Here is a 16,379-nt window from a genome sequence, read left to right as displayed (position 1 = left end):
ATGACCACGCAATGGGAAGTCGTTATCGGTCTTGAGACGCACGCGCAGCTGTCGACCGTCTCCAAGATTTTTTCCGCCGCGTCGACGCAGTTCGGCGCCGCGCCCAACACGCAAGCCGCGCCTGTGGATCTCGCGCTGCCGGGCACACTGCCCGTGATGAACCGCGGCGCTGTCGAACGTGCGATCCGCTTCGGTCTCGCGATCGGCGCGACGGTTGCGCCGCGCAGCATCTTCGCGCGCAAGAATTATTTCTATCCGGATCTGCCGAAGGGCTATCAGATCAGCCAGTACGAGATTCCGGTCGTGCAGGGCGGACAGGTCACGATTCAGGTGCCTGCCAACGAGAAAACCGGCAAGGAAGCGTACGAGAAGACGGTCAACCTGACGCGCGCCCACCTCGAAGAAGATGCGGGCAAGTCGCTGCACGAAGACTTCGCGGGCATGACTGGCATCGACCTGAATCGCGCCGGCACGCCGTTGCTCGAAATCGTCACCGAGCCGGAGATGCGCAGCGCCGCCGAAGCCGTCGCGTACGCGAAGACGTTGCATACGCTCGTCGTGTGGCTCGGCATCTGCGATGGCAACATGCAGGAAGGCTCGTTCCGTTGCGATGCGAACGTGTCGGTGCGTCCTGTTGGTCAGGAGAAATTCGGCACGCGTGCCGAGATCAAGAACCTGAACTCGTTCCGCTTCCTCGAAGAAGCGATCCAGTACGAAGTGCGCCGTCAGATCGAACTGATCGAAGATGGCGGCACGGTAGTGCAGGAAACACGTCTCTACGATCCGGATAAACGCGAAACGCGTTCGATGCGCAGCAAGGAAGACGCGCACGATTACCGGTATTTCCCCGATCCCGACCTGATGCCGCTGATGATCGACGCAGCGTGGATCGAGCGCGTGAAGGGCGAGATGCCGGAACTGCCGGAAGCGATCCAGACGCGCTTCGTCGAGCAGTACGGTCTCACGCCGTACGACGCGGGCGTGCTGACGTCGAGCAAGGCAACGGCCGCTTACTACGAAGCGCTGGTGCTGAAACTTGGCGCCGCACAGGCCAAGGTCGCGGCAAACTGGCTGAACGGCGAGGTATCGTCGCAACTGAATCGCGAAGGCCTCGATATCGCGGAAAGCCCGGTTTCGTCCGCACAACTTGCGCTGCTGCTGCAACGTATTGTCGACGGCACGATTTCCAACAAGATCGCAAAGGAAATTTTCCTCACAATCTGGGAAGAAAAAGCCACCGATGAAGCCGCTGCCGATCGCATCATCGAAGCGAAGGGCCTGAAGCAGATTTCGGATACCGGTGCGCTCGAAGCGATCATCGACGAAGTGCTCGCCGCGAACGCGAAGTCGGTCGAAGAATTCCGTGCGGGCAAGGAGAAGGCGTTCAACGCGCTGATCGGCCAGGCCATGAAGGCGACGAAGGGCAAGGCGAATCCGCAGCAGGTCAACGAACTGCTGAAGAAGAAGCTTGGCTGACGAGGGCCGGGCAAGCTGGGCTGAGTTGAAGTGAAGGGGTAGCCGGAGCGTTTTGAGCGTGTGTAGCAGCGTCTCCGGTCATGACGGGCTGTTGCCGGACGAAGGTTAAGGCAGCGGCCCGTTTCCTTTTGTCGACCACCGATTGACGTCGTCTACAAAGAGAATCTGCATGGCAAAGAATCCCGAACTCGACGATTTCCGCGTCCCTTATATCGATGAAGGCAAGAAGGCCGCGAAATTCGCACTCAGCGATTTCGACCCCGGCGTGAAGCCTTTTTCGACTGGCTCGAAAGACGGCGACCGCGACCGTCTTGCTGCAATCGGCGCGCAGCTGAACAACCTGCAGGAACGGTTGCACGCGCAACGTGTGCGACGCGTGCTGCTGGTGCTGCAGGGCATGGACACGAGCGGCAAGGACGGCACGATCCGCGCGGTGTTCCGTGACGTCGATCCGCTCGGTTTGCACATCGTGCCGTTCAAGGCGCCTTCGGTGATCGAGGCTGCGCACGATTTTCTGTGGCGCGTCCACGCGCAGGCGCCGGCTGCCGGCGAACTGACGATTTTCAACCGCAGCCATTACGAAGACGTGCTCGTGCCGCGCGTGCTCCGCGAAATCGACGCCGACGAATGCGCGCGACGCTATCGTCAGATCCGCGAGTTCGAAGCGCTGCTCGTGGACAGCGGCACGACCATCATCAAATGCATGCTGCACATTTCGAAGGACGAGCAGCGCCGGCGCCTGCAGGCACGCATCGACGATCCAACGAAGCACTGGAAGTTCGACGTCGCCGATCTCGACGCGCGCAAGTTGTGGGATAGATATCAGGGCGCCTATCAGGACGCGCTCGCGGCGACATCGACCGATTACGCGCCGTGGTACGTGATTCCGGCCGATTCGAAGACGCATCGCAACGTGATGGTCGGCGAACTGCTGCTGCGCGCGTTCGAAGGGTTGAAGCTGGAATATCCGCCCGCAAAAGATTCGCTGAAGGGCCTGAAAATCGAATGACGCCGCTTCCGACGGCTTGCTGCAAACCATCAAACAACAAGGAAACGACATGCTGCGTGTGATTACCGCCAACCTCAACGGCATCCGTTCGGCCGCCAAAAAAGGCTTCTTCGACTGGTTCCGCGATCAAAACGCGGACGTACTGTGCGTGCAGGAAATCAAGTGCTCGCAGGACGACATGACGCCCGAATTCCTCGCACCGCACGGTTACACAGGCTACTTCCAGCACGCCGTGAAGAAGGGCTACAGCGGCGCGGGCGTCTACACGCGCGTCGAACCGGACGAAGTTGTGATCGGCTTCGGTAGCGACGAATTCGATGCTGAAGGGCGTTACGTGGAAGTGCGCTTTGGCAATCTGTCGGTGGTGTCGGTGTATGTGCCGTCGGGGTCGAGCGGCGAGGAGCGGCAGCAGGCGAAATACCGCTTCATGGACGTGTTCATGCCGCACCTCGACGCACTCCGCAAGGAACGCGAAGTGATAGTGTGTGGCGACGTGAACATCGTCCACAAGGAAATCGACATCAAGAACTGGAAGGGCAACCAGAAGAACTCAGGCTGCCTGCCGGAAGAGCGCGCGTGGCTGACGAAACTGTTCGATGATGTTGGCTACGTCGACGTGTTCCGCACGCTGGATCAACGTCCCGAGCAGTACACGTGGTGGAGCAACCGCGGTCAGGCGTATGCGAAGAACGTCGGGTGGCGGATCGATTACCAGATCGCGACGCCGGGCATCGCCGGCAAGGCAAAGCGCACTGACGTATTTCGCGAGATCAAGTTCAGCGATCATGCGCCGCTAACGGTCGACTACGATCATCCGGCCTGAAGCCCACGCCGGTTTGCCGCGAAGCGCGGTTTTTCAGTCTGCCGCGAATTTGCGCTTCGGGCGGCCGATGCCAGCGTAGTCCGGCAACGCATCGACGGTTTTGCCGATCGCCTTCGCATAGAGCGGCAGCATGTCTGGCAGGCGTTTCATGATGTCCGCGCGGCGCGCCGGCGTGTACGGATGCACGTAGATGAAACCCTGCCCACGGTTGGCGCGCGTCGACACCGCCAGCTTGTCCCACAGCGTGATCGCCGCGCGCGGGTCGAAACCCGCGCGTGACGCGATATCGCTGCCGATCACATCGGCTTCGGTTTCGTCGGTGCTCTCGTATTTCATTTCGAGCAGCTGCGTGCCGATACCAAGTGGCGCCGCGCCAAGATCGGCGAGGCCGAAAAGCTGCGGAATCGGCCCCGAACCGAGTTGCGCGGCCTGCTGTTCGCCAAGACGCTCGCGCGCATGCTCGCGCAACGCGTGCGCGATTTCATGGCCGAGCAGCATGCCGAGTTCGTTGTCGTTCAGGCGCACGCGGTCGAGCAGGCCGCCATACACGACGACCTTCCCGCCCGGCAGGCAGTACATCCGGATATCCGGCGACTTCACGACGGCAACGTCCCACTTCCAGGTCTTCGCGCGCTCGTTCCACTTCAGCGAGAAGGGAACCAGCTGGTCGATGATTGTCCGGATGCGTTTGGCGTGCGCGTCGGTGGCGGGATAGAGGCGGCCGGCATGACCCGCGCCGCGCGCGATTTCGTCGAATTCGCCAGCCGCCTGCGATTCGAGCATCGGCGACGGAATCAGGTTGCGGAATACGGCCGGATTACCGTAGCGGATCGACTGGCTCGGGCCGTACGCGGTCTGTGTAGCCGGTGGCGTCGTGGCGACTGGCGTTGAGGTCGAGGTAGCCGAAGCGCCGGAAGCGCCTGAGGCCGCGGAAACCGGCGGTGCGGCGGTTGCCGCGCGCGCGGCCGGCGCGCTCGCCGTTTCGGGTGCGCTGACGGTGGCATTGGCAGGCGCATCGGCGGCAAACACAGCGTGCGACAGCATCTGCGAACCAACCAGGCACGCGCCGACAAACGCGAACGTGCGCGCCGCGTCAGCAGTGCCTCGAAGCACCGCGTGCAGCAGGGATGGATTCGCGCGCGGCTCGCTCGAACCCACCGCGCGCAGCGGGGCGGACGCGGTCACGACTGCGTTCTCCAGGGTGCGATCCGGAACAAAAGTAACATGCCGGGCACCGCGAGCGCCGTACACACCAGAAAGTACGTGAACCAGCCGATCTCCGCGACGACATAGCCGCTCGCCGCCGAAGCCAGCGTGCGCGGCACCGAAGCGAGGCTCGTGAAGAGCGCGAACTGGGTGGCCGTGTAGCGCGGATCGGTGGTACTGGCGATGTAGGCGGTGAAGGCCGCCATCGTAAGACCGGTCGCAAAAGTCTCGAACCCGTACACGAGCGCCAGCGCGACCGACCGCGGATCGAGCTGCACCGTCCAGTCGATGCCGACCCAGGACAACAGTTCCGTCGTCCCCTGGCTCGTCACCACGGCGAAATCGTAGATGGCAGCGAGAGCAGGCGAATCCGGCCCGAGATGCGCGAGCCACGCGAAGCCGAGCGTCGACACCATCTGCAGGAGGCCGAAAATCCACAACCCGCGACCGATGCCAATCTTCATCAGCCAGACTCCGCCGATGATCCCACCTGCGAGACTCGCGCCGAACGCGGTGGTCTTCGCGATCACGCCGATCTGCGTGCGCGAGAAGCCAATATCGAGGAAGAACGACGTGGACAGCGTAGTCGCCATCACGTCGCCGAGCTTGTAAAGGAAGATGAAGCCGAGCACGAAGAGCGCACCCTTCCAGCCGTCGCGCAGGAGGAATTCGCGGAACGGCAGCACGATGGCGTCGCGCAGGTTTTTCGGCGGCGCGCCGTGCACTTCGGGTTCGCTGACCAGCAAGGTCATGATCATCCCCGGCAGCATGAACACGGCCGTGACGACAAAGACGGTGGTCCACGGCAGGTGATCAGACAGGATCAGCGCGAGCGAGCCCGGCACGAGCGCGGCGATCTTGTACGCATTCACGTGCACGGCGTTGCCGAGACCCTGCTGCGTATCGGTGAGCAGTTCGCGCCGGTAAGCGTCGATCACGATGTCCTGACTCGCGCCGAAGAACGCGACTAGCGCCGTCAGCGCGGCGACCGTCCAGATCGCATCACGCGGCGAGACAAAACCGAGCGCCGCGATCGCGCCTGCGACGAGAATCTGCGTGACGAGCATCCAGCCACGTCGCCGCCCCGGACGCCAGGCCGGCAGACGCGGCAGATAGCGGTCCATCAGCGGCGCCCAGATGAATTTCCATGTGTACGGGAACTGGATCAGCGCAAAAAGGCCGATTTCCTTCAGATTGACGCCTTCGGAGCGCAACCAGGCCTGGACCAGATAGACGAGCGTGAAAAGCGGCAACCCCGACGTGAAGCCGAGGAAGACGCAAATCAGCATGTGTTTGTTAAAAAACGCACGCCAGCCAGGGTGATCTTCGTGAGCGGAAAGTGCGGGCGCCTCGTGTGGCGGGTTCGACATGTGGATAGTTTGCGTTAGCTTTTCTTGACCCGATAGACCGCAAGACTACCACGCCAGTTCTCGCCCCAACGGACGGCCTGGCCGCCGTGCAGCACCACGCGATCGAGGATTTCGATGCCGACTTCCGGCGCCAGCGCCTCGAAATCCTTGATCGTCAGCACCCGCACGTTCGGTGTGTTGTGCCACTGGAACGGCAGCGATTTCGATACCGGCATCCGACCCTGCAACACCGAAAGACGGTGCGACCAGTAACCAAAATTCGGAAACGACACGATGCATTCGCGGCCGACGCGCACCGTCTCGCGCAGGATCGCGGCGGTCTGGTGGATCGTCTGCAAGGTCTGCGACAGGATCGCGAAGTCGAAACTGCCGTCTTCGAACAGGCGCAGGCCGTCTTCCAGATTCTGCTGGATCACGTTGACGCCGTTTTTCGTCGACGCCAGCACGCCGGCGTCGTTGATCTCGATGCCGTAACCGGAGACTTCGAGTTCTTCTGTCAGCAGCGACAGCAGCGAGCCGTCGCCGCAGCCGAGATCGAGCACCGTCGAGCGCGGCTCAACCCAGCGGGCGATCGCGCGGAAGTCAGGCCGCGTCGCAAGATAATCGAGAGCGCGCTGGTTCATGCGTTCACCTCGTTGGCAATGCGTTCGTAATAGGCGCGCATCAGGTTGTGATAGCGGGCGTCGTCGAGCAGGAAGGCATCGTGGCCGTGCGGCGCATCGATTTCGGCGTACGTCACCGTGCGTTTGTGGTCGAGCAGCGCCTTCACCAGTTCGCGCGATCTCGCGGGCGCGAAACGCCAGTCAGTGGAGAAGCTCGCGATCAGGTATTTCGCCGTCGTGTGCGCGAGCGAGGCGGTCAGGTCGCCGTCGAACGCTTTCGCCGGATCGAAGTAGTCGAGCGCGCGGGTGATCAGCAGGTACGTGTTGGCGTCGAAGTAGTCGGCGAACTTGTCGCCCTGATAGCGCAGATACGATTCCACTTCGAATTCGACGTCGAAGTTGAAGTTGTATGCATCGAGCGCGCCTTCCGCGCGGCGTAACGCGCGGCCGAATTTGGCGGCCATGTCGTCGTCGGACAGATAGGTGATGTGGCCGATCATACGCGCGACGCGCAAACCGCGTTTCGGCTTCACGCCGTGCGCGTAGTAATTACCGCCGTGGAAGTCCGGATCCGACAGGATCGCCGAGCGCGCCACTTCGTTGAAGGCGATGTTCTGCGCGGAGAGCTTCGGTGTCGACGCAACGACGATGCAGTGCGCGACGCGCTCCGGATACATCATGCTCCACGCCAGCGCCTGCATGCCGCCGAGGCTGCCGCCCATCACCGCTGCGAAACGCTCGATGCCGAATTCATCGGCGACACGTGCCTGCGCATTCACCCAATCTTCGACCGTCACGACCGGAAAGCTCGCGCCGTACGGCTGCTGCGTCGACGGATTGATGCTCATCGGGCCCGTCGAGCCGAAGCACGAGCCGAGATTGTTCACGCCGATCACGAAGAAGCGGTTCGTATCGAGCGGCTTGCCGGGGCCGACCATGTTGTCCCACCAGCCGATGTCCTTCGGATCGTCCACATAGACGCCCGCGACGTGATGCGACGCGTTGAGCGCGTGACAGACAAGCACCGCGTTGCTGCGCGCGGCATTGAGCGTGCCGTAGGTTTCGACCATCAGGTCGTAACCGGCGAGCGAGCTGCCGTTCTGCATGAGCAGCGGCTCAGTGAAATGCATCTTTTGGGGAGCGACGATGCCGATCGATTCCATTCATTCCGCCTTTTAACGACTCTGGGCGGCTAGATGGTGTCGGCGATGCGCGGAAAGACGAAGATATGCGCGGCTGACGACCTCTTTAGCCGCATTTATAGTGAACCGCGGGAACATTCCCGGCAGGTTCGCGCGCCCGCAATCGAGTCAGCAAATCGGCGCGTCATTCATCCAGCGAGTGACTGCGGCTACAACGTCGAATACCGCAATCAGGCACAAATTATAGCGGAAAGTTTTCGGAACAGCGGTGCGCGCTGTCCCGTGGCGGTGCGATCCGGGCGCCCGGATCGCACCTGGTTCGATGAGTTTCGGCGCTCAGGCCGTCAGCCGCCGCTGGAAACGTCGCAACTGGATGGCCGCGAACGCCATCAGGATGCCGTACACGATCGCATAGCTGCCGATCAGCCACACCACCGACAGCACGCCCACCGGATAGACGCACATCACGATGAGCAGGCCGACAACGACCGACAGGCATCCCGACAGGCCGATCAGCCAGGGGTGCGCCTGCGCGCGACGATACTGGATGGCGTAAATGATCTCGAAGACGCCGACGATAAACGCCCAGTAGCCGATGATCATCACCAGAACGATGACCGCAGCGCCAGGCCAGAAGAGCGCGGCGAGGCCTGCCAGAATGCCAGTCAGTCCGACCAGCACGTACATCCATCGACGGCTACCGGTGCCACCTGCGCCGTACACCAGCGCAAATGCGCCATCAACGACGGCGTAGGCGCCCCACACGATCACGAGCGAAGCTAACGTCAGGTCGGGCCAGAGGAAAGCGAGCACGCCGAAAATGACCGCGACGATGCCACGTAGCAGGAGCCATCCCCAGTGAGCCGAAAGCGCGGAAAGGCCGGGCGGCAACGCAGACAGGACAGGACGATTCATCATTATGTTCTCCCAGGTTTTTTGAACGCGGCGCGAGAGGCCGCCACGCATCGTTGCACAGGGCACGAAGCGTCGATCTCAAAAACCGGGAGGGTTTGGCGCGTTACTGAAGGATCAACAGCAGCTGTGCTTCGGCGTGTTCGCCGGGCGCGCGCGAGAAGCCGCTGCGGGCGAAGCGGTGCCAGCGCCCGATGATGTAGCTGACCAGCAGACTGGCGCGAACAGCGGGATCGTAGTCCGCGGGCAGCGGAACAGAGGCGCTGTCGGCCTGCGTGTTCGCATCCATCAGCCCGAGTCGCAGGCATTGTTTCAGCGAGGCTTCGACGCGCTCCAGCATCTGGCTCACGCGTTCCGCGAGCCGCTCATGTTCGCCGACGAGCGCTTCGCCCGTCAGCACACGTGTCATGCCGGGATTCTTTGCGGCGAAGTTGAGCAGCATGAGCGCGATCGAGCGCGCCTGGAGCACGCCGTTCGGCTCCTTCGACACGATCTGGTTGATGAGCCCGAAGATCGATTGTTCGATGAATTCGATCAGGCCTTCGAACATCTGCGCCTTGCTGGCGAAATGCCGGTAAAGCGCGGCTTCCGACACACCGAGGCGCGCAGCCAGCGCGGCGGTGGTGATCTTTTCGCCCTTGGGCGTCTCCAGCATCGCCGCGAGCGTCTGGAGGATATGGACGCGCCGCTCGCCCGGCTTCAGTCGCGGCGCGCGGGTGCTGCCGGTGCTGTGATGCGCGTCGTCTACTGGCGGGTCATCTCTGTCAGTCGGCTGCATGTCTGTCGCCTTTTCAGTCGCCCCGAGCGGGTGCCCGATCGCAGTGATTTTAACGAACGAATCGACCAGTCGACATAATGCGGTCGGCCCGTGCCCGGCCGGCGCGTCGGTACGCCTTCCGGACGGCTTTGCGTCGGCAGATGGCCCGTGATCCACACCGTGCGGATGCCGAGTTGCCGGTAATTTTTCAGATGGCTGCGCGTGTCTTCCACGAGTATTGCGTCGGCGAACTTGACGTGCGCGTCGCGCATGGCCCGGCGCAGCATCGCCGAATCGGGCTTCGCGCGCCAGCCGCGACGGTCGCGCATATGCTCGATCGCGATCACGCGCTCGAACAGCCGCCCGATGCGCAGTTCTTCGAGCACCGCGCGCGCATAGGTTTCCGGCGCGTTGGTCAGCACGATCTTGCGTCCCGGCAGCGCCTTGATGAGACGCGCGAGACCGCGCTCGGCGCGCAGCATCGCCGGCAGATCGGGGAAGGTGTGCACCACCTTGAGGAAATCGTGTGGATCCACCGGATGATGGCGTGTCAGGCCCAGCAGCGCGGCGCCGTAGCGCTGCGTGTAGCCGGTGCGCAGACGGTTTGCTTCGTCACGCTCGACCTGCAGGGCATCGATGATGTACTGCGTCATCGCCTGATTGATCGCCGGGAAGATCGCGTGCGATGCGTGATGCAACGTATTGTCGAGGTCGAAGAGCCACACCGGCGTGCCGCCGGCGATATGCGGCCGACGGCGTTTGGGACGGGAAGGACGCATCATGCTGGCAGATGAAGCCGTGGAGGGCTCGCGGAAGGCCGTGCTTGGGGGCCGTTTTGAAGGCCGCTGTGCAGACCAGATCGCGGGCCGGTGGATAAGCGCGCTGCCGTCGCCCGCTGGCGACACCCTGCGCGGCACGGTACGCGCACGGCTGCGCGCACCGTGCTTCATGATGCGCTCAATGCGAGCGGATCATCGTGCCGAACGGCTGTTCGGTCAGGATTTCGAGCAGCACCGAGTGCTCGATGCGGCCGTCGATGATATGCACCGAGCGCACGCCGCTCTTCGCCGCGTCGAGCGCCGACGAGATCTTCGGCAGCATGCCGCCCGAGATCGTGCCATCCGCGAACAGCGAATCGATTTCGCGCGCCGACAGATCGGTCAGCAGGTTGCCTGCCTTGTCCATCACACCGGGGATGTTGGTCATCATCACGAGCTTTTCTGCGTTCAGCACGACAGCCAGCTTGCCCGCGACCAGATCCGCGTTGATGTTGTACGAGAGGCCGTCTTCGCCGAAGCCGATCGGCGAGATGACCGGAATGAACGCGTCGTCCTGAAGCGCCTTGACCACCGCCGGATTGATCGCCTCGACTTCGCCGACCTGACCGATGTCGACATACTGGCCGGGATTGTCGCGATCCGGCATCAGCATCTTGCGTGCGTGGATGAGGCCGCCGTCCTTGCCCGTCAGACCGACCGCATGGCCGCCGAAATGATTGATCAGCGTGACGATGTCCTGCTGCACTTCGCCGCCGAGTACCCATTCGACGACTTCCATCGTCTCTTCGTCGGTCACGCGCATGCCCTGGATGAACGTGCCCTGCTTGCCGATCTTCTTGAGCGCCTGGTCGATCTGCGGGCCGCCGCCGTGCACGATCACCGGGTTGATGCCGACCAGCTTCAGCAGAATGACATCGCGCGCGAAGCCCTGCTTCAGGCGCTCTTCGGTCATGGCGTTACCGCCGTATTTGATGACCACGGTCTTGCCGTGATACTGGCGGATGTAAGGGAGCGCCTCGGCCAGAATTTCGGCCTTCAGGGTGGGCGCAATCTGCGAAAGGTCTGGGAGCTCGGACATGGCGGCAGAATCAGGCAGGGCAGTTGAAACAAGGCCGAATTGTACAGGACTGGCGCGCTGCAACAGGGTTTTCGACGAGCGCCGTGGCGGCGCGCCGGATGAGTGTCGTGCAGTGCGCAACGGGCGCTCGGCCTTGCGCACTGGCGTGCCTGCCCGACGCGGCGTGGCATGCATTTTTCCGCGACGTTCCTGGAGGGCCGGCCGATGCCTGGAAACTGGCCGAACGGCCGATCACTGGCCACCCACGAGACGTGGCATTATTCCTGTGACTCCCTGACAGCTTCATCCTTTTGCCATGAACCCGTCTGGTTCTGCGTCCGGTACTTCTTCGAAAGACGTGGTCAGCGTCCGCTGTCCACGCTGCGGCGTGTCGTTCGACTGCGGCGCGCAGGCGAAAACCGTCGCGTGCTGGTGCCGTGCGATGCCAGCCTTGCCCAGAGAGCGGCTCGAACCTGGCAGCGGGTGTCTGTGCCCGGAATGTCTCGCCGACGAAATCGCGAGCGTTCAGCGTGGCGGCACGCCCGGTGCCGCCAGCGGCTGACTGACGGGTAAACTGGCGGCATGCACCGCATAACCAACACCGGCCGGGTCAACCTCGGACACCTTTTCTGGCTGCGAAGCTTCGCCATCATCGGCCAGCTTGGCACGATCGCGGTCGTCCAGTTTCTTTTCGGCGTCCATCTGCCGTTACCCGCGATGCTGCTCGTGATCGCGCTCGAAGTGCTGTTCAACGGGCTGACGTGGATTCGCGTGGCGCGCGAGAAGCCTGAATCCAACCTCGAACTCTTCGGCCAGATCTGGGTGGATCTCGGCGCTTTGTCGGCGCTGCTGTTTCTGTCGGGCGGCACGACCAATCCGTTCGTGTCGCTTTATCTGCCTTCGCTCGCGATCGCGGCCGCCGTGCTGCCGTGGTATCTGATGGCGTGGCTCGCGGCATTCGCGGCGGCGTGCTATGCCGTGCTCGGCTTTGATTCCGTGCCGCTCAATCTCGACAATCCGGCGAACCTGTTCGAGTACTACCGCGCGGGCATGTGGGTCAACTTCATGGTGAGCGTCGGGCTGATCGCGTGGTTCGTCGCGCGGATGTCGCGCGCCTTGCGGCTGCGCGATACCGCGCTGGGCGACGCCCAGCAGCGGCTGCTGCGGGATGAACGCGCCGTGGCGCTGGGTGTGCAGGCCGCCACCGTCGCGCACGAGATCGGCACGCCGCTGTCGACGATCGCGATGCTCGCCGAAGAACTGCGCGACGCGGCGCGCACCGACAAGGGTCTCGCGCCGTATTCGGCGGATATCGCGCTGCTCGAACAGCAGATGGCGCTGTGCACGTCGGCGCTTGCGCGGCTGCGCAGCCGTGCATCGTCGACGGGTAGCCGTCTGACGGTCGGTGAGTGGCTGACGTCGTTCGCCGAGCAGTGGCGGCTGCGGCATCCGCATGTCAATTTCGAGCGTCCGGGTTCGCCGCCCGACCACGTCAGTCTTGACGATACGGTCGCGGTCGGCCAGATTCTCACGATCCTGCTCGATAATGCAGCGCGCGCGAGCCGCGATCACGTGACGCTGACTGCCAGACTGACGGCGCGCGGCGACATGATCGAATTCGAAGTGTGCGATGCGGGCCCCGGCATTCCGCCGACGCTGCGCCATTCGCTGGGCTCGATGCCCGTCGACAGCACGCAGGGCGGCCATGGCGTCGGACTTTATCTGGCGTTTTCGGCCGCGACGCGGTTGCGCGGGTCGATCGAATTAAGCGATATCAACGACACAAGGCCGCGCGGGACGCGCGCTGTGCTGCGGCTGCCGGTGGGCGGCACCGCGGGGCTTCCCGGCGCGGCGCAGACGGCGGCTGGCCAGGCCGGCGCGAACCGCAACGGTTCGGCACCTACCAATACGGAGAAACAGGCATGAGCGACATGAATTTTCTGGTCATCGACGATGACGAAGTGTTCTCCGGCATCCTCGCGCGCGGTCTGACGCGGCGCGGCTTCACGGTCGCCGAGGCGCACAACGCCGACGAAGCGATCAAACTCGCGAACCAGCAGAAGTTCGGGCAGATCACGGTGGACCTGCATCTGGGCGACGATTCCGGCCTGAACCTGGTCGCGCCACTTCGCGAACTGCAGCCAGACGCACGCATGCTCGTGCTGACGGGTTACGCGAGCATCGCCACGGCCGTGCAGGCCGTCAAGGACGGCGCCGACAACTATCTGGCGAAGCCGGCCAACGTCGAGTCGATTCTTTCGGCGCTTCAAAGCGAAGCGAGCGCGTTGCAGGCCGAAGAGGCGCTGGAGCACCCGGCGCCGCTATCCGTCGCACGGCTCGAATGGGAACACATCCAGCGCGTGCTGGCGGAAAACGGCAACAATATCTCGGCGACGGCGCGCGCGCTGAACATGCACCGCCGCACGCTGCAGCGCAAGCTGGCAAAGCGGCCTGTGCGGCAGTGATGTCTGACTGTTGAAGCGTGGCGCTGATGGCAAAACGGGCGGCCTGGCATGGCCGCCCGTTTTGTTCCGGCGTGATGCGGATCGATCAACACATCACCGGGCCTCGCCTCGCCACATCACAGAACGTAGCGCGACAGGTCCTCGTCGTCGGCGACTTCGTTCAGCGCGCGATCGACATACGCTGCATCAATCGTGACGTTCGTGCCCGCATGATTGCCGGCGGAAAACGACACGTCTTCAAGCAGCTTTTCGATCACCGTATACAGACGCCGCGCGCCGATGTTCTCCGTCTTCTCATTCACTGAGAACGCGATTTCCGCCAGTCGACGGATGCCGTCGTCCGCGAAATCGAGATGCACGTCTTCAGTCGCGAGGAGCGCCTGATACTGTTTGACGAGACTGGCGTCAGTCGCGACAAGAATCGACTCGAAGTCTTCCACCGACAGCGAATCCAGTTCGACGCGAATCGGGAAACGACCCTGCAGCTCAGGAATCAGATCACTCGGCTTCGCCAGATGGAACGCGCCGCTCGCGATGAACAGCACGTGATCGGACTTCACCATCCCGTACTTCGTGCTGATGGTAGTGCCTTCGACGAGCGGCAACAGATCGCGTTGCACGCCCTGACGCGACACTTCCCCTCCGCCCGCTTCGTTACGTGACGCGATCTTGTCGATTTCGTCGAGGAACACGATGCCGTTCTGCTCGACGTTGCGCACGGCCATCGCCTTCACTTCTTCGTCGTTGAGCATCTTGCCGGCTTCTTCGTCAGTGAGAAGTTTCAGCGCTTCCTTGACCTTCAGCTTGCGACGCGTTTTCTTGCCGCCGCCGATGTTCGCAAACATCGAACGGATCTGCTCGGTCATGTCTTCCATGCCCGGCGGCCCCATGATGTCCATGCCGACTTGCGGCTGCTCGACGTCGAGTTCGATTTCCTTGTCGTCGAGAAGACCTTCACGCAGACGTTTGCGGAAGGTCTGACGCGTGGTGCTGCTTTCGTCCATCGTGTCCGCGGCGCTCGAGCTCGCGCCAAAACCGACCGGACGTGCCGTGGGCAACAGGATGTCGAGAATGCGGTCTTCGGCCTGATCTTCAGCCTTCGTGCGGACCTTGCGCATTTCGGTTTCACGCGTCTGCTTGATGGAGATTTCCATCAGGTCGCGCATGATGCTGTCCACGTCGCGGCCGACGTAACCGACCTCGGTGAACTTGGTCGCTTCGATCTTGATGAACGGCGCATCCGCCAGCTTGGCGAGACGACGCGCGATTTCGGTTTTGCCGACGCCCGTTGGTCCGATCATCAGGATGTTCTTCGGCGTGATTTCCTGGCGCAGCGGTTCTTCGACCTGCTGACGACGCCAGCGGTTGCGCAGCGCGACGGCGACCGCTTTCTTCGCGCGGTCCTGACCAATGATGTGTTTATCAAGTTCCGAGACGATCTCGGCAGGAGTCATGGTGCTCATCGTGGGTCCTTACTCGATCGTCTCGATGACGCGGTTATGGTTCGTGTAGATACACATGTCGCCAGCAATCTCCAGCGACTTCTCGACGATCTCGCGCGGTGACAGCTCCGTGTTGCCGGCAAGTGCCGTGGCCGCCGCCTGGGCGTACGCACCGCCGGAGCCGATTGCGCAGATGCCGCCTTCGGGATCGAGCACATCGCCGTTACCGGTAATGACGAGCGTGGTGTGTGCGTCGGCGGTAATCAGCATTGCTTCGAGACGGCGCAGCATGCGGTCGGTGCGCCAGTCTTTGGCGAGTTCGACGGCGGCACGCGTGAGGTTGCCCTGGTGTTTTTCGAGCTTGGCTTCGAAGCGGTCGAGCAGCGAAAAGGCGTCGGCTGTGCCGCCGGCGAAACCGACCAGCACCTTGCCGCCGTAGATGCGCCGAACCTTTTTCGCGCCGCCTTTCATGACGATATTGCCCAGCGTCACCTGGCCGTCGCCGCCGAGCGCGACCTGGTCGCCGCGCCGCACGGAAACGATCGTCGTGCCGTGAAATTGCTCCATATGCGTTCCTTTTGCAAAACGGGAAGGACGCAGCAGCGCTCTGCGCCACTACTTGAATCCAGGTAAGCGGACGGCGCGCAACGCAGACAACCAGCCGAAAGCGCGCGCGCTCGTGCAACGCATGTCCGATTTATTTTAGGGCGTGCGGCAGCATATCAAGAGTCAGCCGAATGGCTAACGGTGGAAAAAGACGGAAAAGCGCGGGAGAAGATGGGGCCGAAACAACCATGCGCGCAGGCGCGAGAGCACGCATTGCAAAAGAAAAAAGGCGCACGGAACACCGTGCGCCTCTCGACGAAGCAGCGTGTTGGGGCGCGGGCCGAAGCCGCGCCGCGGCGGTCAGTCGCCGAACAGCTTCTGGCGCAGTTCGCGGCGTTCCTGCGCTTCGAGCGACAGGGTTGCCGTGGGCCGCGCGAGCAGGCGCGGAACACCAATCGGTTCACCGGTTTCTTCGCACCAGCCATAGTCGCCCGAATCGATGCGTGCGAGCGATTGCTGAACTTTCTTCAGCAGCTTGCGTTCGCGGTCGCGCGTGCGCAGTTCCAGCGCATGCTCTTCCTCGATCGTCGCGCGATCGGCCGGGTCCGGCACGATCACTGTTTCACGCAGGTTTTCGGTCGTCTGGCCAGCATTGCGGAGAATTTCCGCCTGCAGCTGTTCGAGCTTGTTCTTGAAGAAAGCGAGCTGATCCTCATTCATGTAATCCTTGTCGCTCATCTTCAGGATTTCGGCTTCGGTCAAGAGTCGTTTCGTCGTCATCTGGCTTGCTTCT

General features: G+C 62.7%; 17 protein-coding genes. 6 read left to right on the top strand and 11 right to left on the bottom strand.

What is annotated here, in order from left to right; genetic code table 11:
* The 3 genes from gatB (at position 1) to P3T21_RS06460 (ending at position 3,308) form a co-directional block, all read left to right on the top strand.
* Positions 1-1,476 (top strand): Asp-tRNA(Asn)/Glu-tRNA(Gln) amidotransferase subunit GatB, encoded by a 1,476-nt coding sequence (gene gatB / locus P3T21_RS06470; protein WP_429255084.1) that lies wholly within the window; start codon positions 1-3, stop codon positions 1,474-1,476.
* Between the two features lie 169 nt (positions 1,477-1,645).
* On the top strand, positions 1,646-2,485 hold the full coding sequence (locus P3T21_RS06465; protein ID WP_429255083.1) for a PPK2 family polyphosphate kinase: 840 nt from the start codon (positions 1,646-1,648) through the stop codon (positions 2,483-2,485).
* Between the two features lie 49 nt (positions 2,486-2,534).
* Complete coding sequence (locus P3T21_RS06460) at positions 2,535-3,308, top strand: exodeoxyribonuclease III (RefSeq protein ID WP_429255082.1); 774 nt, start codon at positions 2,535-2,537, stop codon at positions 3,306-3,308.
* A gap of 33 nt (positions 3,309-3,341) precedes the next feature.
* On the opposite strand, the gene P3T21_RS06455 is transcribed toward P3T21_RS06460, so the two are convergent.
* The 8 genes from P3T21_RS06455 to argB form a co-directional block, all read right to left on the bottom strand.
* A complete protein-coding gene (locus P3T21_RS06455) occupies positions 3,342-4,493 on the bottom strand; it encodes a M48 family metallopeptidase (RefSeq protein ID WP_429255081.1) in 1,152 nt (383 codons plus the stop codon).
* On the bottom strand, positions 4,490-5,884 hold the full coding sequence (locus P3T21_RS06450; RefSeq protein ID WP_429255080.1) for an AmpG family muropeptide MFS transporter: 1,395 nt from the start codon (positions 5,882-5,884) through the stop codon (positions 4,490-4,492). Before P3T21_RS06450 ends, P3T21_RS06455 begins: the two co-directional genes overlap by 4 nt.
* Positions 5,885-5,898: 14 nt before the next feature.
* Complete coding sequence (metW, locus tag P3T21_RS06445) at positions 5,899-6,507, bottom strand: methionine biosynthesis protein MetW (RefSeq protein WP_429255079.1); 609 nt, start codon at positions 6,505-6,507, stop codon at positions 5,899-5,901.
* Positions 6,504-7,649 carry a homoserine O-succinyltransferase MetX gene (metX, locus tag P3T21_RS06440; RefSeq protein WP_429255078.1) on the bottom strand — a complete coding sequence of 382 codons (1,146 nt, stop codon included), beginning with the start codon at positions 7,647-7,649 and terminating at the stop codon, positions 6,504-6,506. Before metX ends, metW begins: the two co-directional genes overlap by 4 nt.
* 315 nt (positions 7,650-7,964) lie before the next feature.
* Positions 7,965-8,546, bottom strand: a complete 582-nt coding sequence (locus P3T21_RS06435; protein WP_429255077.1) for an HdeD family acid-resistance protein — start codon at positions 8,544-8,546, stop codon at positions 7,965-7,967.
* A 100-nt stretch (positions 8,547-8,646) separates the two neighbouring features.
* Positions 8,647-9,318: a nucleoid occlusion factor SlmA gene (slmA, locus tag P3T21_RS06430; RefSeq protein WP_429255076.1), complete on the bottom strand. Its 672-nt coding sequence runs from the start codon at positions 9,316-9,318 to the stop codon at positions 8,647-8,649.
* Positions 9,285-10,076, bottom strand: coding sequence for a pyrimidine 5'-nucleotidase (locus P3T21_RS06425; RefSeq protein WP_429255175.1), 792 nt, complete (start codon positions 10,074-10,076; stop codon positions 9,285-9,287). The genes slmA and P3T21_RS06425 overlap by 34 nt, the downstream gene beginning before the upstream one ends.
* Before the next feature lie 178 nt (positions 10,077-10,254).
* Positions 10,255-11,154: an acetylglutamate kinase gene (gene argB / locus P3T21_RS06420; RefSeq protein WP_133661492.1), complete on the bottom strand. Its 900-nt coding sequence runs from the start codon at positions 11,152-11,154 to the stop codon at positions 10,255-10,257.
* A gap of 295 nt (positions 11,155-11,449) precedes the next feature.
* Here argB and P3T21_RS06415 point away from each other — a divergent pair, with 295 nt between their 5' ends.
* From P3T21_RS06415 to P3T21_RS06405, 3 genes are read left to right on the top strand one after another with little or no spacing between them, the layout of a single operon-like run.
* Positions 11,450-11,695 carry a cysteine-rich CWC family protein gene (locus P3T21_RS06415; protein ID WP_429255075.1) on the top strand — a complete coding sequence of 82 codons (246 nt, stop codon included), beginning with the start codon at positions 11,450-11,452 and terminating at the stop codon, positions 11,693-11,695.
* A 20-nt stretch (positions 11,696-11,715) separates the two neighbouring features.
* Positions 11,716-13,059, top strand: a complete 1,344-nt coding sequence (locus tag P3T21_RS06410) for an ATP-binding protein (RefSeq protein WP_429255074.1) — start codon at positions 11,716-11,718, stop codon at positions 13,057-13,059.
* Positions 13,056-13,598 (top strand): response regulator transcription factor, encoded by a 543-nt coding sequence (locus P3T21_RS06405; protein WP_429255073.1) that lies wholly within the window; start codon positions 13,056-13,058, stop codon positions 13,596-13,598. Before P3T21_RS06410 ends, P3T21_RS06405 begins: the two co-directional genes overlap by 4 nt.
* Positions 13,599-13,714: 116 nt before the next feature.
* Here P3T21_RS06405 and hslU read toward each other — a convergent pair whose 3' ends face one another.
* The 3 genes from hslU to dksA form a co-directional block, all read right to left on the bottom strand.
* Complete coding sequence (gene hslU, locus P3T21_RS06400; protein WP_429255072.1) at positions 13,715-15,061, bottom strand: ATP-dependent protease ATPase subunit HslU; 1,347 nt, start codon at positions 15,059-15,061, stop codon at positions 13,715-13,717.
* Positions 15,062-15,070: 9 nt separating this feature from the next.
* Entirely contained in the window at positions 15,071-15,607 is a 537-nt protein-coding gene (gene hslV, locus P3T21_RS06395) for an ATP-dependent protease subunit HslV (RefSeq protein WP_429255071.1), read from the bottom strand.
* Between the two features lie 339 nt (positions 15,608-15,946).
* Positions 15,947-16,366, bottom strand: coding sequence for an RNA polymerase-binding protein DksA (gene dksA / locus P3T21_RS06390; protein WP_228875512.1), 420 nt, complete (start codon positions 16,364-16,366; stop codon positions 15,947-15,949).
* Positions 16,367-16,379: the final 13 nt, after the last annotated feature.

Source organism: Paraburkholderia sp. GAS334, assembly GCF_050436625.1.
Taxonomy (GTDB): domain Bacteria; phylum Pseudomonadota; class Gammaproteobacteria; order Burkholderiales; family Burkholderiaceae; genus Paraburkholderia.
This window is presented reverse-complemented; position numbering and strand designations above follow the sequence as displayed.